Source organism: Paraglaciecola aestuariivivens (assembly GCF_052983255.1).
The window spans coordinates 14,686-34,737 of sequence record NZ_JBRKBA010000008.1; the positions used below are offsets into that span (position 1 = coordinate 14,686).

At 42.0% G+C, this 20,052-nt stretch carries 17 protein-coding genes; 14 read left to right on the forward strand and 3 right to left on the reverse strand.

Going from position 1 to position 20,052, the window contains the following annotated elements:
* Positions 1 to 17: 17 nt before the first annotated feature.
* The 12 genes from ACVCDT_RS12420 to ACVCDT_RS12475 all read left to right on the forward strand — a co-directional run bounded on the left by ACVCDT_RS12420 (position 18) and on the right by ACVCDT_RS12475 (position 9,276).
* Positions 18 to 977, forward strand: coding sequence for a KpsF/GutQ family sugar-phosphate isomerase (locus ACVCDT_RS12420; protein WP_447133105.1), 960 nt, complete (start codon positions 18 to 20; stop codon positions 975 to 977).
* Complete coding sequence (gene kdsC, locus ACVCDT_RS12425; protein ID WP_447133106.1) at positions 978 to 1,532, forward strand: 3-deoxy-manno-octulosonate-8-phosphatase KdsC; 555 nt, start codon at positions 978 to 980, stop codon at positions 1,530 to 1,532. It abuts the gene before it with no gap.
* Positions 1,529 to 2,095, forward strand: coding sequence for an LPS export ABC transporter periplasmic protein LptC (lptC, locus tag ACVCDT_RS12430; RefSeq protein WP_447133107.1), 567 nt, complete (start codon positions 1,529 to 1,531; stop codon positions 2,093 to 2,095). The genes kdsC and lptC overlap by 4 nt, the downstream gene beginning before the upstream one ends.
* A complete protein-coding gene (gene lptA / locus ACVCDT_RS12435; protein ID WP_447133108.1) occupies positions 2,058 to 2,600 on the forward strand; it encodes a lipopolysaccharide transport periplasmic protein LptA in 543 nt (180 codons plus the stop codon). The genes lptC and lptA overlap by 38 nt, the downstream gene beginning before the upstream one ends.
* Positions 2,600 to 3,325: an LPS export ABC transporter ATP-binding protein gene (gene lptB, locus ACVCDT_RS12440; protein WP_447133109.1), complete on the forward strand. Its 726-nt coding sequence runs from the start codon at positions 2,600 to 2,602 to the stop codon at positions 3,323 to 3,325. Before lptA ends, lptB begins: the two co-directional genes overlap by 1 nt.
* A gap of 167 nt (positions 3,326 to 3,492) precedes the next feature.
* Positions 3,493 to 4,986, forward strand: coding sequence for an RNA polymerase factor sigma-54 (locus tag ACVCDT_RS12445; RefSeq protein ID WP_447133110.1), 1,494 nt, complete (start codon positions 3,493 to 3,495; stop codon positions 4,984 to 4,986).
* Positions 4,987 to 5,011: 25 nt separating this feature from the next.
* Complete coding sequence (gene hpf, locus ACVCDT_RS12450) at positions 5,012 to 5,299, forward strand: ribosome hibernation promoting factor (RefSeq protein WP_447133111.1); 288 nt, start codon at positions 5,012 to 5,014, stop codon at positions 5,297 to 5,299.
* 21 nt (positions 5,300 to 5,320) lie between these two features.
* Complete coding sequence (gene ptsN / locus ACVCDT_RS12455) at positions 5,321 to 5,764, forward strand: PTS IIA-like nitrogen regulatory protein PtsN (protein WP_447133112.1); 444 nt, start codon at positions 5,321 to 5,323, stop codon at positions 5,762 to 5,764.
* A complete protein-coding gene (gene rapZ / locus ACVCDT_RS12460) occupies positions 5,765 to 6,610 on the forward strand; it encodes an RNase adapter RapZ (protein ID WP_447133113.1) in 846 nt (281 codons plus the stop codon).
* Positions 6,611 to 6,613: 3 nt separating this feature from the next.
* Positions 6,614 to 6,889: an HPr family phosphocarrier protein gene (locus tag ACVCDT_RS12465; RefSeq protein ID WP_447133114.1), complete on the forward strand. Its 276-nt coding sequence runs from the start codon at positions 6,614 to 6,616 to the stop codon at positions 6,887 to 6,889.
* 155 nt (positions 6,890 to 7,044) lie between these two features.
* Positions 7,045 to 8,400, forward strand: coding sequence for a magnesium transporter (mgtE, locus tag ACVCDT_RS12470; protein ID WP_447133115.1), 1,356 nt, complete (start codon positions 7,045 to 7,047; stop codon positions 8,398 to 8,400).
* A 36-nt stretch (positions 8,401 to 8,436) separates the two neighbouring features.
* Complete coding sequence (locus tag ACVCDT_RS12475; protein WP_447133226.1) at positions 8,437 to 9,276, forward strand: DMT family transporter; 840 nt, start codon at positions 8,437 to 8,439, stop codon at positions 9,274 to 9,276.
* A gap of 43 nt (positions 9,277 to 9,319) precedes the next feature.
* Here the strand turns inward: ACVCDT_RS12475 and arcB are convergent, their stop codons facing one another.
* Entirely contained in the window at positions 9,320 to 11,668 is a 2,349-nt protein-coding gene (arcB, locus tag ACVCDT_RS12480; RefSeq protein ID WP_447133116.1) for an aerobic respiration two-component sensor histidine kinase ArcB, read from the reverse strand.
* Positions 11,669 to 12,209: 541 nt separating this feature from the next.
* On the opposite strand from arcB, the gene gltB reads away from it, so the two are divergent.
* Together gltB and ACVCDT_RS12490 are read left to right on the forward strand one after the other, a co-directional pair.
* Positions 12,210 to 16,676 (forward strand): glutamate synthase large subunit, encoded by a 4,467-nt coding sequence (gene gltB, locus ACVCDT_RS12485; protein WP_447133117.1) that lies wholly within the window; start codon positions 12,210 to 12,212, stop codon positions 16,674 to 16,676.
* A gap of 8 nt (positions 16,677 to 16,684) precedes the next feature.
* Positions 16,685 to 18,100 carry a glutamate synthase small subunit GltD family protein gene (locus tag ACVCDT_RS12490; protein WP_447133118.1) on the forward strand — a complete coding sequence of 472 codons (1,416 nt, stop codon included), beginning with the start codon at positions 16,685 to 16,687 and terminating at the stop codon, positions 18,098 to 18,100.
* Positions 18,101 to 18,137: 37 nt separating this feature from the next.
* On the opposite strand, the gene ACVCDT_RS12495 is transcribed toward ACVCDT_RS12490, so the two are convergent.
* Entirely contained in the window at positions 18,138 to 19,283 is a 1,146-nt protein-coding gene (locus ACVCDT_RS12495; protein WP_447133119.1) for a serine hydrolase domain-containing protein, read from the reverse strand.
* Between the two features lie 100 nt (positions 19,284 to 19,383).
* On the reverse strand, positions 19,384 to 20,040 hold the full coding sequence (locus ACVCDT_RS12500; protein ID WP_447133120.1) for a DsbA family oxidoreductase: 657 nt from the start codon (positions 20,038 to 20,040) through the stop codon (positions 19,384 to 19,386).
* Positions 20,041 to 20,052: the final 12 nt, after the last annotated feature.

Below are 20,052 nucleotides of genomic sequence, written 5' to 3' on the forward strand. Positions count from 1 at the left end.
TAGGCTCAGCGGACATTATGATAAAAGAGTCAGCATTAAAGGTTATTAGCATCGAAAAACAAGCGGTTGAGCAACTTGCCCAATATATAGACGATGCGTTTGTTCAAGCCTGCGAAACTATTTTAGCCTGCAAAGGTAAAGTGGTGGTATGTGGAATGGGAAAATCTGGGCATATAGGGCATAAAATTTCTGCCACATTAGCCAGTACCGGTACCCCAGCCTTTTTTATGCATCCAGGCGAAGCCAATCATGGTGATTTAGGCATGCTAACCGAGCAAGATATTTTGTTATGCATATCTAATTCAGGTGAAACAAGTGAGCTTTTAGGATTAATTCCGGTGGTAAAGCGCCTAGGTGTGCCTATCATAGCCATGACCTCAAATGCCAAGAGTACTCTAGGACAATATGCTGATATAAACCTATGCATTAAAGTACCTCAAGAAGCTTGTTCTTTAGGGCTAGCGCCCACTTCTAGCACCACTGCTACCTTAGTCATGGGTGACGCTATAGCCGTTGCTTTACTTGATGCTAGAGGCTTTACTTCTGATGATTTTGCCCTATCGCACCCTGGTGGTTCGTTAGGCAGAAAGCTGCTGCTAAAGCTGGCCGATATTATGTTAACAGGAGACAAGCTACCTTTAGTCTCTCCCGAACAAACTTTAAGTGCAGTTTTATTAGAAATATCTCGCAAAGCTCTGGGTATGGCTGGCATAGTCGATGCTCAAGGTAAGTTACTAGGCATATTTACCGATGGTGATTTAAGGCGAGTGTTAGATAAAAAAATTGACATTCACCATACCCAAATTCAACAAATTATGACGGCCAATTGCGTTACAGCTTCGCAAAACATGTTGGCTGCCGAAGTATTAGCCTTAATGCAAAAGCACAAAATAAACTCGCTTTTTGTGACAGATACAAATAATCAGCCAGTCGGCGCCATTAATATGCAACTGTTATTACAAGCAGGGATCATTTAAATGCCTACAATACACACACCTTATGGAGAAATAAAAACCAGTCTACTAACCCAATTAGGCAAAATTAAGCTGTTGGTCTGTGATGTAGATGGAGTGTTTTCAGATGGTCGAATTTATATGGGCCAAGATGGTGAAGAATTAAAAGCCTTTCATACCCGCGATGGTTACGGGGTAAAAGCCCTAATTAAATTAGGCATTCAAGTGGCAGTCATTACTGGTCGCCAATCAAATATGGTTGAAAAACGCATGAGCGCTTTAGGGGTTCAGCATATTTACCAAGGCTGTGAAGACAAACTACCCGCCCTAAAAACCATCCAAGCTCAAACTGGCATTGCCCCCCATGCTACCGCTGCCATAGGCGACGATATGCCAGATTTGGGCATGTTTAAAGCCGCCCAAATAAAAGTATGTGTACAAGATGGTCACCCTATTGTTGCCGCGCAAGCCAATTATTGCACTATCACTAAAGGCGGTATGGGTGCAGTGCGGGAGTTATGTGATCTAATTCTATTGGCACACAATAAACTTGAAGGCATACACGGTGCCAGTGTATGAACAGAGTAACACTCTGTATAGGTATGCTTTTTTTATTAGCGTTAGGCTTAAGTTTGCCTAGCTGGCTTAATCAAGCGCCACCCGATACAGATAATCTAACAGAAGAAGCTTGGGTGCCGAATTATCAAGCCAAACAAATGCGCAGCACTTTATACGATAAAATGGGTCATATTAACCATCAAGTGTTTGCCCAAAAGATGGAACATTTTGATTTACTTGGCTTTACTCTATTTACCCAACCTAATTATTTATTGTTTGCTCAGTCGATGCATCCATGGAAAGTTAAAGCAAATGAAGGCACACTATACGAAGATCAACGGATTCAATTTGAATCTGATGTACAAATAACCAGTCTGAACGATCAAGGTTATATTCAAGTCATTAAAACACAATTTGTTGAAGTGAATTTAGCTGAAAAAACCATGTATTCAGATCAAGCTGTAGAAATTGTTGGGCCCAATTACGTCATTAACAGTAACGGCTTTACCGCAAGCTTAGAAACCCAAAGATACGAGTTATTAGACCATGTTAAAACTGTTTACCAGCCTGCTTCATCACACTAGTTTGTTGGGCTTATGCTTGTTTGCGGCCACCAGTCACGCAGGCAAAGACGACTTTAGTAAAAAGATTGAATTAGCTTCGCAATATCAAAACGCTGATGGCATTGCCAAAAAAGCCACTTACGAAGGCAATGTGGTGATCAAACAAGGTTCGTTAGAAGTTAAAGCTGACGCGTTAGAAATTGATGCTAGCAAAGGCGAAGGCAAAGAAATTTTTATTGCAACAGGCAACCCTGCAACCTATTCACAAAAACAAGAAGATGGCAGTACAGTAACCGCCAGCGCGGATAGAATTGAATATCACAGAGATAGTCGTTCACTTAGCTTAGAAGGCAATGCCCATATCACCCAAAACTCCAGCAGTGTTAAAGGCAAATCCATAAAGTTTAATATGGAATTAGAACAAATTATTGCTCAGGGCAGTGATCAAGAAAGCGGTCGGGTAATCACGACTTTTCAGCCAGTCACTAAGACGCCAGAAGCTAAAACACAGGAAAACCAACCTTAATGGCCGTTTTAAAAGCTCAACATTTGGCTAAATCTTATAAATCACGCCAGGTAGTGCGGGATGTAAGTTTAGAGGTGTCTACTGGGCAAATAGTAGGACTGCTAGGCCCTAATGGTGCGGGAAAAACCACCACATTTTATATGATTGTTGGCTTAGTGCCTTTAGATAAAGGCGATATTTTTATTGATCAACAAGCCTTAACTTTACAACCTATGCATGTGCGTGCCAGACAAGGCATAGGTTACTTACCTCAAGAAGCCTCTATTTTTAGAAAGCTGACTGTACATCAAAACTTAATGGCTATTTTACAAACGCGCAAAGAGCTTTCGACCGAACAAAGAGAGCAACAAGCTGATTCACTTTTAGACGAATTCAATATAAACCATATTCGCAATAGCTTAGGTATGAGCTTATCTGGCGGTGAGCGGCGAAGAGTTGAAATTGCCCGCGCCTTAGCTGCCGACCCAGAATTTATATTATTAGATGAACCCTTTGCGGGAGTCGATCCTATCTCGGTAAACGACATTAAAAAGATTATTCAGCACTTGCGAGATCGCGGTTTAGGTGTGTTAATTACTGACCACAATGTCAGAGAAACCCTAGACGTTTGTGAAAAAGCTTACATAGTCAGTCATGGTGAACTCATAGCTTCTGGCACTGCCGAAGAAGTTTTAAGTGATCAACGTGTAAGAGATGTATACCTAGGTGAACAATTCAGGCTATAGTTAAGCTATTCATGACTCTTAATTTACGAATTTTTATCCTTGACCTAAACTGGATTCAACCCATAATCAACTGATAGATATGAAGAAATCCAACTTAGCCAGCAAAATGTCGCAAATCAAGAGTGTAACTCGGCTGATAACAACAACAGACTAAGCATAAGAAGTAAATGAAACCCTCTTTACAGTTAAAATTTAGCCAACAACTCACTATGACTCCGCAGCTGCAACAGGCGATTAAGCTGTTGCAGTTATCAACCTTGGATTTACAAACTGAAATTCAAGAGGCCCTTGATTCTAATCCATTGTTAGAAATAGATGAGCAGCAAGACAATGCTAGTGACGAAAAAGCCCTAGAAACCAATCACAGCGCCGATGCAAAAGACGAGAGCAATTCACAAAAAGAAGTCAGCGCCGACAGCGTTGAAACCGGTGATGCCCTGCAAAATAACGATATTCCCGAAGATTTACCTCTAGACAGCACTTGGGATGAATATCTGAGTGCCTCTTCTGCGCCTTCATCTATGACCAGCGCCGGCTCAGCAGGCGATGACGACCAAGTTTTTCAGGGTGAAACCACAGACAATATTCAAGACCATTTATTATGGCAGATGCGTCTCACCCATTTTAGCGAAACAGACGCCGCCATTGCTATGGCTATTATTGACTCTATTGACGAAGCTGGTTACTTAACTATCAGTACCGAAGAAGTGCTGGCTAGCATGGATGATGAAGAAATAGAGTTAGATGAAGTAGAAGTGGTGCTCAAGCGCATTCAAATGTTTGATCCTGTTGGCTCTGGCGCTCGCAGTGCCCAAGAGTGTTTATTAATTCAACTTAAACAATTTGCTCCCGATACCCCTTGGTTAGAAGAAGCCAAGATGTTAATCACTGAATATTGCGATTTAATTGGCAGTAAAGACTACCGTACCTTAATGCGCAAAACTCGTCTAAAAGAAGACGAGTTACGCGAAGTTATGCGTTTACTGCAAAGCCTTAACCCTAGACCTGGCACAGCTATAGTCACGGGTGAATCTGAATACGTGATCCCAGATGTGTCTGTGTCTAAAAAGAATGGCCGCTGGACAGTAGAGCTTAACCCCGACAGCTTACCCAAGCTCAATGTAAACCAACAATATGCGGCTATGAGCAAGGGCTTAAAAAACGCCTCTGACAGCCAGTTTATTCGTTCGCATTTACAAGAAGCTAAGTGGTTTATAAAAAGTGTCGAAAGTCGAAACGAAACCTTATTAAAAGTGTCAAACTGCATAGTGCAACAACAAATGGGCTTTTTTGAACATGGGCCAGAAATGATGAAGCCTATGGTACTCAATGATGTGGCTGAAATGGTAGATATGCATGAGTCTACAATCAGCCGAGTAACAACCCAGAAGTATATGCACACACCTAGAGGGATTTTTGAACTAAAATATTTCTTCTCTAGTCATGTTGCCACTGAAACTGGAGGCGAATGTTCGTCTACTGCTATTCGAGCTTTAATTAAAAAGCTGGTAGCAGCCGAAAAACCAAGTAAACCATTAAGTGATAGTAAGATTGCCCAATTGTTAGCCGACCAAGGCATTAAAGTGGCACGGCGTACAATAGCAAAATATCGGGAGTCTTTAATGATCCCACCGTCAAACCAACGTAAGAGCCTACTATAGGCGGATTGAAGAAGGAGAAGGCGATATGCAAATTAACCTGACCGGTCATCATGTAGATATTACAGATTCTTTAAGAGACTACGTAGACACAAAATTTACTAAATTAGAACGACACTACGATGCCATTAACAATGTTTATGTCATTTTAAATGTAGAAAAGTTGAATCAAAAAGCCGAAGCCACATTACACCTTAGCGGCACTGAAGTTTTTGCCACATCCGAACATACCGATATGTATGCCGCCATTGATGCTTTAATCGATAAACTTGACCGACAAGTGATAAAGCACAAGGAAAAAGTTAAACGCCATTAACCCCCAACCATTAGAATCGCAATGGAAATAAAAGATATTCTGCACCCTGACTGCACTATATGTGCAGTTCAAGGTAGCAGCAAAAAGAAAGTGCTCGAATTGATTAGTCAAATTGCCAACCAGCATTTGATTGACATAGATCAAGCCACTATTTTAGCCAGTTTGATATGCCGCGAAAAAATGGGCAGTACGGGTATTGGCAATGGTATTGCGCTACCTCATGGGCGTTTACGCGATTTAGAAAAAGTGCTAGCTATAGTGGTAACCACTGAGCATGGGATTGATTTCGACGCTATAGACAATGCTCCCGTAGATGTCTTTTTTGCGATTTTAGTACCCGAAAATAAAGCCTCAGAACATTTAGGCACTTTGTCTGCCATTGCGTTTAAGCTAAATAATAAAGTGACCTTAGATAAAATGCGTAAGGCAAAAACCGATCAAGAATTATTTGAGGCTATCATTTAAATGAAATTAATCATTATTAGTGGGCGTTCTGGTTCAGGTAAATCCATTGTATTGCGCTCACTAGAAGATTTAGGTTACTACTGCGTAGACAACATCCCAGTTAATTTATTGCCAACATTAACCCATACAGTGGTAGACGAGTACGATCAGGTTGCGGTCAGCATAGACGTTCGAAACTTACCCAAAAACCCCAACGAGTTAGTGGAAATTCTTGATTACCTGCCATCGACTTGGACTATGACCATACTCTATTTAGATGCCAGCGATGACATATTAATTAAACGCTTTAGTGAAACCCGACGTTTACATCCTTTATCTAAACAAAATAAGTCACTATCTGCGGCTATCCATGCTGAAAGCCAACTTTTGGCCCCTATAGCAGAACGCGCTGATTTATACTTAGATACAGACCAACTCAGCGTTCACCAATTAGCCGAATTAGTGCGAGAGCGCATATTAGGCAAAAAAAGCTCTCGTTTAGTTTTGGTATTTGAATCTTTTGGTTTTAAGCATGGAATACCTAAAGATGCGGATTACGTATTTGATGGGCGCTTTTTACCCAATCCACATTGGGAGCCAGACCTAAAACACCTCACAGGCTTAGATGCGCCTGTGCAAAACTTTTTAGGCTCACAACCCATAGTAACCAAATTTATTTGGCAAATTCAAAACCTTATATCTACCTGGTTACCCCACTTAGAACGTAATAATCGCAGTTATGTGACTATTGCCATAGGTTGTACAGGCGGCCAACATCGCTCAGTTTATGTAGCCGAAACCTTAGCCAAAAGCTTTAGCGATTCGCATCCCGATGTGCAAATACGTCATCGCGAATTAAATAGGTAACTCATGCCTAAATTTGAAAAAACGCTTTTGATAGTCAATAAGCTAGGCCTGCACGCCCGAGCGGCAACTCAATTAGTTCAATTGACCAATAAATTTGACGCTCAAATCACCTTATATCAAGGCGACAAACAAGCTTCAGCAAACAGTGTTTTAGGCCTAATGATGTTAGAAAGCCATCAAGGTAAAGAAGTTAAAGTAGTGAGCGAAGGGGCAGATGCGCAAGCTGCCCTCGACGCAGTAGAAACCCTTATTGCCACTAAATTTAACGAACAAGAATAAGCTGTTCAAACATTGCCCCCCTGCTAATAACTAAAGAATGTAAAAGATAGACAAATAAGTGCTGACCATTTCAGTGCCTTAGATTAAACTACTAAAGCAAAATCAATCTGTTACACAACTTTTTAGTTATCAACGAGTAATAGTAGTTAATCAGCATGCCAGAAACCTTCGAAGCACAACACAGCAACAGCCAACTTCATGCAATTAATGAAGCCTTAAATCAAGGCGAAACTGTGCTGGCTAAAGCCTTATTACAAGAAGTTCCACCTTGTGATGTAGCCTTATTGCTTGAATCTAGTCGAAGTCGAAACCGTTTAGATATCTGGCAACTGATTGAGCCCGATCTTTACAGTGATGTACTCGAAGAATTATCTGATGATGTGCGAAACGGCATCATCAAAAATATGCTACCTGAAAAAGTTACCGATGCCCTAGAGGAAATGGACACCGATAACTTAGTTGATACCTTGCGTGGCCTGCCCCAAGAAGTTGCCCAAGATTTACTTGCAGCCATGGACGAGCAAGACAGACTTAGAGCAGAACTGGGTTTGTCATATGGCGAAGAAACCGCCGGCTTTATTATGAATACCGACGCCATAACCCTAAGGCCAGGTATTAATGTTGATGTGATTCTGCGTTATTTGCGCCTCAAAGGCGATATGCCAGAACATACCGATACTTTGTACGTAGTAGACCGCGACGACAAACTTATGGGCGGTGTGGCCCTTACTCAACTCATTACCGCAGCTCCCGACACCCCTGTTGAGTCATTAATTAAAAACTCTGAAGCTATTCCCGCGACTATGATGGACGACGAAGTGGCCAGTTTATTTGAACGCTACAATTGGTTGTCGGCTCCGGTGGTTGATGAAAACAATCAGTTACTAGGGCGTATTACCATAGATGACGTGGTAGACATTATTCGTGAAGACGCCGAACACTCTATGATGAGTATGGCCGGTTTAGATGACGAAGAAGATACCTTTGCCCCTGTAGTAAAAAGTACCCAGCGCCGCTCAATATGGTTAGGTGTTAACTTACTCACAGCTTTGATGGCCGCGGCGGTAAGTGATTTATTTGAAGCCACCCTGAGTCAATTGGCGGTATTAGCCATTTTAAATACCATAGTGCCGAGTATGGGCGGAGTCGCGGGCAACCAAACCCTTACCTTAGTTATTCGTGGTATGGCCTTAGGTCATGTTAGTTCGGCCAATGCCAGATGGTTAATTACCAAAGAGCTAGCTATAGGCTTTTTAAATGGTGTGATTTGGGCTGTATTGATTGCATCTGTCATCGCATTTTGGAAACAAGACCTCATGCTTGGTTTGGTAATTGCCTTTGCCATGCTAGTCAATATGATTGCTGCAGGGTTAGCCGGCGCTAGCTTACCTATTATTATGCGTAAGCTTAAAATTGACCCAGCTTTGGCTGGCAGTGTGATACTCACCACCATCACTGATGTAGTAGGTATCTTTGCCTTTTTGGGCACTGCTACTTGGTTGTTAATGTAACTTTAGGCCAAGCAAATCCAAATTTTCCTACTCACGCTGTTATCCCTTATCGCTTTTGCGGCAAACTCCATTTTGTGCCGACTGGCACTGGATGCTGAAAAACTAAACCCCATAGACTTTACCGCCATTAGGTTAGCCTCAGGGGCTATCACTTTAGGTTGTTTAGTGTGGTTTAAATACCCCAAAATTTTGCCCAGCATTTGGCAACAAGGCAGTAATAAGGGGGCGTTGGCTCTCTTGGTCTACGCCTTAGCTTTTTCTTATGCCTATATCCAGCTAAACACAGCAACAGGCGCGCTTATTTTATTCGCCAGTGTGCAATTTACTATGTTGATTATGAGTTGGCTGGCGGGCAAGAAAATGCGCCTGCAGGAACACCTGGGCATTATTATTTCAGCAATAGGTTTTATTTATTTTGTTTATCCTGAATTAGATAGCCCAAACTTTTTAGCTTGTTTGTTGATGATAATGGCCGGCATTGCTTGGGGGGCCTATAGCTTAATAGGCGCGCAGTCGAGTCAGGCTTTATTAAGTACAGCTGGTAACTTTATTCGCTTACTACCTATGGTTGGCCTCATGTTGGTGCTGTCTTATTTTGTGTCTGATTGGAATATATCCTTAAACGGCTGGATCTATAGCTTGAGCTCAGGAGCATTAGCTTCGGGTTTGGGTTACGCCATATGGTATTTAGTTTTGCCACAACTCAAACCTTCGGTTGCCGCTGTCAGTCAACTTTCTGTACCCATTTGGGCAGCGTTAGGCGGGGTATTGTTAGTGGGTGAAGCCATCAGCCTCCACCTAAGTATTTCAGCCATCATTATACTAGGTGGGATCTTGCTGGTGATTTTAGCTAAAAGCCAAAGCAGCCTAGAATAACCCTTGCCCTAACGCTTAGATTAAGCAATTTAACTCACTACATCTAATCATCTACATCTTGCTGGCTCAACCAATTAACTAGTTTTTGCATATCTTGCTGAGCTGCTTGATTAAGCTGTTCTACCCAGTCATGCACATTTTGCCACCAGGCGGGGTGATCACCTTGTTGTATTTCATTAGCAATTCTTTGCACGCGAGATAAGCCAACCGAGCCTGCTGCCCCTTTGATTTTATGCGCTTGAGAGCAGACTTCGTCTTTTTCATCTGCACTTAAACTCAATTGCAAAATATTCAGGTATTCAGGCATGTTCTCTTGGAATACATTCACACTAGTTCGCACCATTTCATGCCCTATGGTATCAACCAGCATTTGCAGTAACTCTAAATCTAAAATGCTATTAAGTTGATCTTGAATTGGCTCTTCTACTGCCACATGAGGTTTGCTTGGCTGTTCACAGAATAGGCTGTTAAACACTTCAATAATTCGACTCTTTTTAACAGGCTTAGCTATAACGTCATCCATGCCGTTGTTAAGATATTCTTGACGGGTTTTTATCACGTTGGCCGTTAACGCCACAATGCTAGTTTGTTCAACTAATGACTCTTGGTGCAAGGTAGAGGCCACCTCAAAGCCATTCATGTCAGGCAATTGAATGTCTAATAAAATTAAGTCGTATTGTTTATCTCTTGCTTTGTTTAGCGCTTCATTACCTGTCATGGCCACATCAACATGCTGACCTAACTTTTCTAATAGAGCTTTGGCCACCATCACATTTAGCTCGATATCTTCAACCAATAATATCTGTAAACCCGTGACTTTTAATTCTTCAACCTGAATAGGGCCTTTACTGATAGCTAAAGGCAACTCAACAGTAAAACAGGTACCTTCACCCTGTACACTGTTGACACTAATTTTACCTTTCATCAAAGACACCATTTGCTGACATATAGCTAAGCCTATGCCAGTGCCTGTGGCACTTTGATGCTCTGGTGAATCAACTTGATAGTACATGGCAAAAATTTTATCTAAATCTTGCTCGGGGATCCCTACCCCAGTATCACTAACTTTAAAGGTCACTAAACTGGTATCAGAGTCCAGTTGTTTGGCTCTTACATCTAAACTCACTGAGCCCTTTTGGGTAAATTTCACCGCATTAAATAGCAGGTTCCACAAAATCTGACGTAGACGAGTTCCATCTACTTCCACTAAAGCCGGTACGGGTTCGTGCACTTTTGCTTTAAAAGCCAAATCTTTATCATTGGCTAATAATTCGATTATGCTCCCAAGCTCTTGAGTAAAATCTTGAATTGAAACGGTTTTTAATGAAAGCTCTAGCCTATCGCGATCAAGCCTATCTAAATCAATAATGTCATTAAAGATATTGCCTAAGGTAATGCCACTAGCATAGATGGTGCTGACCCAGGCAAATTGTTCGCTGGTTAGTTCAGTATCCCGCAACATTCTACTCAGCCCAACTATGCCATTAAGTGGCGTACGTAATTCATGGCTGATGGTGGCAATAAAAGCAGTTTTATCTTTACTGGCTTTAGTTACCGCATTTTCGGCTTGCTTACGCTCAGTTATGTCTCGACCAAAAGCCAGCAAACCTAATCGTGTACCATCGGCGCTAAAAAACGGCACTTTACGCATTTCAAAATATCGCCTAGGTTGCCCATCTGCGAATTTGATCCACATTTCTTCTGTAATACTGACATTGTTTTCTAATACTTCGTGATCACTGGCCACCACTTGATTGGCCAATTCTTCGTCGTAAACTTCATGTGGGGTTAAACCTATTAATTCTTGTTCGGTTTTACCTGTCATTTTTTCTGCAACTCTATTGCAGCCAGCAAATTGCCCTTCTTCATTTCGGTAATAAATTAAGTCAGGTGAGGCATCTATGATGGAGCGCAGTAAGGTAGATAAACGCGAAGCTTGTTGCTCTTGATCAGACTTTTTAGCGATTTGGCGCTCCAATTCAGTCAAAACCTTTTCTCTTTCTAACTGGGCCTTTTGACGCTTTTCAATTTCTAAATTTAATTGTTGAATATTGTGTTGCAGCGTATGGTTACGCTCTTCGTCTTCTTTACGTAAACGCTCAAGTTGGGTGACCACTTCTGCTAGGTTTGCGCGTGAACGCTCAAGTTGCTTAACCAACTCACTAAATAACCACAACACCCAAGGGGCACTCAAAAGTGTAAGAATAATGGCACTAATAAAATCTTCGATTTGCGCACTGTCGCTGACAAACTTGCGCAATATATAGGTGCCAATAAAGGTAAAAAGTAAACTTAAAAATACAAAAAAGATGCTAACTCGCAACGCCCCAAATCGACTAATAAATTGAGCAAAGCGGATCGCCCAGGGGTCTACAGAAGTTTTCTTAGTCATAAAATGGGATCTCAAAAGCAAAAGTGTGGGTCAAATTTGACCGCCATGCTAACAAGAATAACTCGCCGAGCAAATCATCACTAAACACAAACTTTAGACTAAATCTCAATTCAAAATAATTTATTCATTTTATTCGCATATAAATTCACTAAGAACTGCTGGATTTTAACTAAATCCATCCTTCAAATTAACTAAATTATTACAATAAAACCTAAATACTAGCTTTTTTATATAGCATATAACAAAGCCATAAAAACAAACTAAATCCATGAAAAATAACAAATAAATTATAAAACCCAGGGCTTTTCATGAAAATTATGACTCACCAATAAATAAGTGAATTGATTTATAAAAAGAACCTCGCTATTTTGTTTGACCTGCTTAGTATAAATATTCGGTACTCGACTGGTATCCTCATTATTAATGACCACCTAAAAGCAGGCTAAGTCAGCATGACCAATTACCCTGCAGGTAAGATGTATAATTAGCAGCTAGATCATGAAATACCCTGACCAGTCGAAGTGCGAAGGAGTGTAAAGTAATGAGTTTATATCATCCCAACGACTCTAAGGATAACTGCGGATTTGGCTTAATAGCCCATACCCATGGTGAACCTAGTCATCATTTGGTTAGCACTGCAATCAGTGGGCTTGACCGCATGCAACACAGAGGTGGGATCGCCGCCGACGGAAAAACCGGAGATGGTTGCGGTTTGTTGATGCAAAAACCCGATGAGTTTTTTACTGCCATTGCCGAGCAAAAAGGCTGGAAGCTAAGCAAAAACTACGGCGTGGGCATGGTATTTCTTAATCAAGATACTGCACTGGCACACACCGCAAGGCAAATACTGACCGAAGAACTAGAGCAAGAAACCCTAGCAGTAGTGGGTTGGCGAGTAGTACCTACAGATGAATCCATTTTAGGTGATTTAGCCAAATCCTGTGTTCCACAAATTGAACAAGTCTTTGTTAATGGGCCTGCAGGATGGCGACCTCAAGATCTGGAACGCCGCTTATTTATGGCGCGCAGACGTGCAGAAAAACGCCTCATTAGCGACCAAGAATTTTATATTGCCAGTTTGTCTAGCTTAGTCACTGTGTACAAAGGCCTAGTTATGGCTGGTGACCTACCTAAATTCTATTTAGATTTAGCCGATCAACAAATGAAATCTGCGATCTGTGTATTCCACCAGCGCTTTTCTACTAACACCCTGCCACGTTGGCCACTCGCGCAACCCTTCAGATTTTTGGCACACAATGGTGAAATCAATACCATACGCGGAAATCGTGATTGGGCTAAAGCCAGAACAGGCAAATTTAAAACGCCTTTATTGCCCGATTTAGCCGACGCTGCCCCTTTTGTTAATGAAGAAGGCTCAGACTCTTCTTCATTAGATAACATGTTGGAATTATTTTTAGCCGGTGGCATGGACTTGTTCCGGGCTATGCGTTTATTAGTGCCGCCCGCCTATCAAAATAATAACACCATGGATGAAGACCTTAAGGCCTTTTACGAATTCAACTCTATGCATATGGAGCCTTGGGATGGCCCTGCGGGCATAGTATTAACCAATGGTAGGCATGCGGCCTGTAACCTAGATCGTAATGGTTTACGCCCGGCTCGTTATGTACTAACTAAAGATGGCTTAATTACCTTAGCGTCAGAAGTTGGCATATGGGATTACGATGCCAAAGATGTAATAGAAAAAGGCCGCGTTGCACCGGGAGAAATGTTAGCGGTAGATACCCAAACTGGAAAAATCTGGCGTTCTAACGAAATTGACGACGATTTAAAAAACCGTCATCCGTATAAAGCTTGGTTAGACAAAAGCATCAGACGCTTAACTCCACTTGAGCAATGCGATGCACCAGAAATTGGCAAACGCTTATTTGACGACCAAATGATGAATACTTACTTCAAGCAGTTTAATTACAGCTACGAAGAGTTAGATCAAGTGGTAAAAGTATTAGCAAAAGACGGACAAGAAGCTACGGGCTCTATGGGTGACGATACCCCAATGGCAGTGCTATCTAGCCAAAATCGCACCATTTATGATTACTTCCGTCAGCAGTTTGCTCAAGTGACCAACCCACCTATCGATCCTTTACGTGAAAATCACGTGATGTCGTTAGCCACCTGTATAGGTCGAGAAAAATCTGTGTTTAGCGAAGCCTCTGGTTATGCAGACAGAGTGTTATTTGATTCGCCTATTATGGTGTACACAGATCTAAAACAGCTACGTAACTATGATCCTGAGCATTATTATGCCGAGTTTGTAGACTTAAATTATCCACCTGAAGAAGGCTTAAAATCGGCCATAGTTAGAGTGTGCGACGAAGTTGAACACTTAGTTTCACATAAGCGTGCAGCCTTCGTTATTTTAAGTGATCGCGCCATAAAGGCTAACCGTATTCCTATTCCCGCCGCCATGGCTGTGGGGGCGGTTCAAAGGCGCTTAGTAGAAAAAGGCTTACGTTGTGATGCCAACATAGTGGTTGAAACGGCCTCAGTGCGAGATTCTCACCAATTTGCAGTTTTGATTGGGTTAGGCGCCACGGCTATCTATCCGTTTTTAGCCTACGAAATTATTGAACAAATGTGTGAGTCTGGGCATTTAGATATTAGCCCTATGCAAGCCATAGTGAATTACCGTAAAGGTATTAACAAAGGCCTGTACAAAATCATGTCGAAAATGGGTATCTCTACTATAGCCAGCTATCGCAGCTCTAAATTGTTTGAAGCTGTAGGCATCAATCAAGCTGTTATGGATTTATGCTTTAAAGGGGTACCAAGTCGAATTCAAGGGGCTGATTTTGACGATTTTCAACAAGATCAAATTAACCTTAACCGCGTTGCTTGGTTAAAACGCAAAAAGATTGATCACGGTGGCTTATTAAAATACGTGCATGGTGGTGAATACCATTCTTACAATCCAGATGTAGTCACTAGCCTGCAAAAAGCTGTGGTCACTGGCAACTATCAAGATTATCAAAAGTTTAGCGCTTTAGTAAACGAGCGCCCTGTGGCCTGTTTACGAGATTTATTAAGCTTATCACCACAAACTTCGCCTATCGATATCGCGCAAGTTGAACCTGCTGAAAACTTATATCCTCGATTTGATACTGCCGCTATGTCGATTGGGGCACTGAGTCCAGAAGCACATGAAGCGCTGGCTATTGCCATGAACCGCTTAGGCGGAAATTCAAACTCAGGTGAAGGGGGCGAAGATCCTAAGCGTTTTGGCAACGAACGTAACTCCAACATTAAACAAATTGCCTCTGGGCGTTTTGGGGTGACTCCGCATTATTTGGTTAATGCCAAAATTTTACAAATTAAAGTCGCCCAAGGCGCTAAGCCAGGCGAAGGCGGTCAATTACCTGGTGATAAGGTTAACCAATATATTGCCGAATTACGTCACTCTGTACCTGGCGTCACTTTAATCTCGCCTCCTCCACATCATGATATTTATTCAATTGAAGATTTAGCTCAGCTTATTTTTGACTTAAAACAAGTCAATCCCGATGCGTTAATTTCAGTTAAGTTAGTGTCTGAGCCTGGAGTGGGCACCATTGCCTGTGGGGTAGCAAAAGCCTATGCCGATTTAATTACTATTTCGGGCTATGACGGTGGCACCGGCGCTAGTCCTTTAACTTCAGTTAAGTATGCCGGCAGCCCTTGGGAATTAGGCTTAGCCGAAACTCAACAAGCTTTAGTCAGCAATGGCCTGCGTCATAAGGTAAGAGTTCAAACTGATGGTGGCTTAAAAACCGGATTAGATGTGATCAAAGCGGCCATTTTAGGAGCTGAAAGCTTTGGCTTTGGCACTGGCCCTATGGTGGCCTTAGGTTGTAAATACTTGCGTATTTGCCACCTGAATAACTGTGCAACAGGTATTGCCACTCAAGACGAAAACCTAAGAGACAATTATTTCATTGGCTTGCCAGAAATGGTCATGAACTACTTTAAGTTTATTGCCCAAGAAGTGCGCGAAATCATGGCCGCTATGGGCGTGAGTAAGTTAGACGATTTAATAGGTCGCACTGATCTGTTAGAGGTATTAAATGGGGTTACGGCTAAGCAAACTAAACTAGATTTGTCTGCCATTTTAGCTAAACCAGAAGCTGGCGTGCATACCAGAATGTTTTGCAGTGAAACCGCTAATGCCCCAGCAGATAAAGGCGATTTAAACCAACAATTATTAACCGATCTTAGCCAAGCTGTGATCCATAAAAAAGGCGGTGAGTTTAACTACAAGATACGCAATACGGATCGCTCTGTTGGCGCCATCATTTCTGGCTTAATAGCTAAACATCATGGCAACAAAGGCATGGATGAATTTCCCATTAAATTAAACTTTACTGGTACTGCTGGTCAAAGTTTTGGGGTTTGGAATGCCGGTGGTTTAGAAATGCGCTTAATAGGCGATGCCAATGATTATGTTGGCAAAGGTATGACTGATGGAAAGTTAGTTATTCACCCACCCGTTGGCGTAAGTTATCAAACTAATCATAGTGTGATAGCTGGAAACACTTGTTTGTATGGAGCAACAGGCGGAAAACTATTCGCCGCTGGTATAGCAGGTGAACGCTTTGCAGTACGTAACTCGGGCGCCATAGCTGTAGTAGAAGGCATAGGTGACAACGGTTGTGAATATATGACAGGCGGGATAGTCGCGGTGCTAGGTCGAACAGGAGTAAACTTTGGTGCAGGTATGACGGGTGGTTTTGCTTACATACTAGATGAGCACGATGATCTTGAGCAACGCATCAATAAAGAGTTAGTGGAAATGCTACCCATAAATGACAAGGTTATTTTAACTGAGCATTTGCGTGGCCTAATCGACCAGCATTACGAAGAAACAGGCAGCGAACATGCCTTAGACATATTAAGTCAGTTTAGTGAGTATTTACCTAAATTTAGGCTGGTTAAACCCAAAACCAGCGATGTTAAAAATCTACTTGGTCACATTAGTCGGTCTACTGCCGAACTACGTGTGCAAGTGCAGTAGGGGGCATTATGGCTAAGAATGTATATCAATTTGTTGATGTTGAGCGTATCGACCCGCCTAAAAAGCCGCCGCATATTCGACGCGAGGAATTTGCCGAAATCTATCAGCCTATGAGCGAATCACAAGTCGCGGGGCAAGCAGATAGATGTTTAGACTGTGGTAACCCTTATTGTGAATGGAAATGCCCAGTGCATAACTATATTCCTCAATGGCTAAGTTTGGCCAATGAAGGACGTATATTTGAAGCGGCTGAATTATCCAGTAAAACCAATACCTTGCCTGAAGTATGTGGGCGTGTTTGTCCACAAGATAGACTTTGTGAAGGCGCCTGTACCCTAAATGATGAGTTTGGGGCGGTGACCATAGGCAGCATTGAAAAATACATTACAGATACGGCCTTTAAACAAGGTTGGCGTCCTGATATGTCGGATGTGATCAAAACCGATAAAAAAGTGGCCATAGTAGGCGCAGGTCCGGCAGGTTTAGGTTGCGCAGATATTTTAGTTCGTAATGGGGTTAAACCTGTTGTTTTTGATAAATACGAAAAAATCGGTGGCTTATTAACCTTTGGGATCCCTGCCTTTAAATTAGAAAAAGAAGTGATGGACTTACGTCACGAAATTTTCACTGATATGGGCATTGAGTTTGTACTAAATACTGAGATTGGCAAAGATATTGCCTTTCAAACCTTGTTAGATGAATACGACGCAGTGTTTTTAGGTATGGGAACCTACAAAGCTATGCAAGGCGGATTTGAGCACGAATCAGCCGCTGGTGTATACGAAGCCCTGCCGTTTTTAATTGCCAACATTAACCGCCACATAGGATTAGAGAAAGATCCTAATGACTTTATCGATATGCAAGGTAAAAGAGTGGTGGTATTAGGGGGTGGCGATACCACTATGGACTGTGTTCGTACTTCTGTTCGCCAAGGGGCAACGAGTGTGACCTGTGCCTACAGACGCGATGAGGCTAGCATGCCAGGCTCGCGTCGCGAAGTGGTTAATGCTCGCGAAGAAGGCGTTGCCTTTGAGTTTAATTTGCAACCTTTAGATATCGCTGTTGACCAAAATGGCAAAACTATTGGTGTAAAAATGGTGAAAACCGAAATGGGTCAACCTGATGCTCAAGGCCGTCGTCGCCCTGTAGTGATTGAAGGCTCTGAACATATACTAGAAGCTGATGCGGTTATCATTGCCTTTGGCTTCCAGCCTAGTCCGGCCAATTGGTTTGCTGATTTTGGCATAATTTTAGACGAGCAAGGGCGAGTACGAGCACCTAAAAACGGTAAGTATGCCTTTCAAACCTCTAACCCTAAGGTGTTTTCTGGCGGTGATATGGTGCGCGGCTCAGACCTAGTGGTGACCGCCATAGACGAAGGTCGCTGTGCTGCCGAAGGCATTATGGATTATTTGGGCGTGTAACTCACAAATGGGGCTCTATAAGCCCCATTAACTTAGGCTAATGTTGGAAATACCACTGTTCAATGCTATTAGCTATTTTTTGAGCGTCTATCGACACATTACTGCACATCACAAGATTCATAAATTGCTCTTTGGGATATCGGCTGTAAGCGATTCTAGCACCTAACCAGCCACCACCATGGGAGACCTTTAAGCCATTTTCTGATTGTTTTACAAACTGTCCATTGGCATAAAATGTATCGGCTCCTTTATCTGGATTGACTGGGATAGGGTTATTCGCTTGCATAAAGGCTTGCATAAACCTTTGTGGATCTTTGCCTAACTTAGGCTGGTAAAAGTGTTGAGACCATTTTTGCATATCTTCAATGGTAGTGTGCAAGCCACCATCGCCCACCCAAAACAAATTTGTCATATTGTTCACATACTTGCCATCATCGTCTTGCATATAGCCATAGGCTCGGTTTTTCACTATCTCAGTAGCATCATCAGAAAAAAACGTATTGTGCATATTTAAAGGTTTAAAAATATGCTTATCGCTAAATTCTCGTAATGTCAGTCCACTTACTTCTTCCACAAGTATGGCCAACAATACATAACCCATATTGCTGTAATCCCACTTTTTATCTGGCGCATGTCTAAGGGGTAGTTTTTTTACTAAGGCGTGAAATTCTGCGTTACTTAAGTAATCTTCATTACCAATTCTAAAAGGCACGCCCGACACGGCTTTTAAGTTGAGTGAACCTTTTGCAGGCTTAGCTTCAGATGATACCCCTCCAAGAGAAATCATATCGTAGTCACCCATACCCGCGGTATGTGCAATGATGCTATTAATAGTGATGGGATAACCATAATCGGGCAAACCAGACACATGTTTTCGAATATCGTCTTGAAGGCTGATTTTACCTTGTTCTTCAAGCAGCCTAACAGCCATAGCGGTAAACTGTTTCGATACTGATCCCATACGATGAACATTGTTATCAGCCATAGGCACCTTGAGTTCGAGGTTGGCCAAGCCGAAACCTTTGTTCAAAAGTGGCTGACCTTTTTCATACACCCCAATAGAGCAACCAGGCTCGTCATCAGGGATAGCCTGAGCAATTCGTTGTTCTAAATCGGATAGGTTAAAGTCACTAGCAAGGCTATTGAAAGCAATCAGTACAGGTAAAATAAGGTATAAGCGCATTATCTAATCCATAGAAGTATTAATTATATTCAACACCATAGACTAGACATAACACAAAAAGCAATACGCTCTAATTAGACTAACTGCTCATTTTTTGCACTTATTGTGCTGCTAATTCTTGTGAAATTTGTTTAAGTGCTTGCTCAAACACATCAGTAGGTTGTCCACCACTGATTAAGTGTTTGTTGTTGATGATCACCGCGGGTACCGAACTTATACCTGCCGCTTGATACTTTTGTTGTTGTTTTCTCACTTCATGGGTGTAAGTGTCTGAGTCTAAAATTGCTTGAGCTAGCTGTGTATTTAAGCCTAGTTTTTCCACTACTGCTAACAGTTGCTTGTGATCGCTAGGATCGCCACTTTGTTTAAAATACAAATCAAATAGCGCTAATTTTAGTTCGGTTTGTTTGCCCTGCTCTTTTGCCCAATGCAATAATCGGTGAGCATCAAAGGTATTGTAAATTCGCCCCCCGCCACGATTGCCAAACTCGTAGCCTACAGCCAAGCCTCGTTGCTTGATCATGGCGCGATTCTCTTCGGCTTGTTGCTCAGAAATGCCATATTTTTGAGTGATATGTTCGGTAATTTCTTGCCCTTCTTTAGGCATCTGAGGGTTAAGCTCAAAGGGTTGCCAAGTGATGATAGCCTGAATCTTAGGGGCTAAATTAAGTAGCGCTTGATTTAATGCCTGATAGCCAATAATGCACCAAGGGCAAGAGACATCAGAAACAATGTCGATTTTTAAATTTAGTGTCATAGTGTTCTCGTT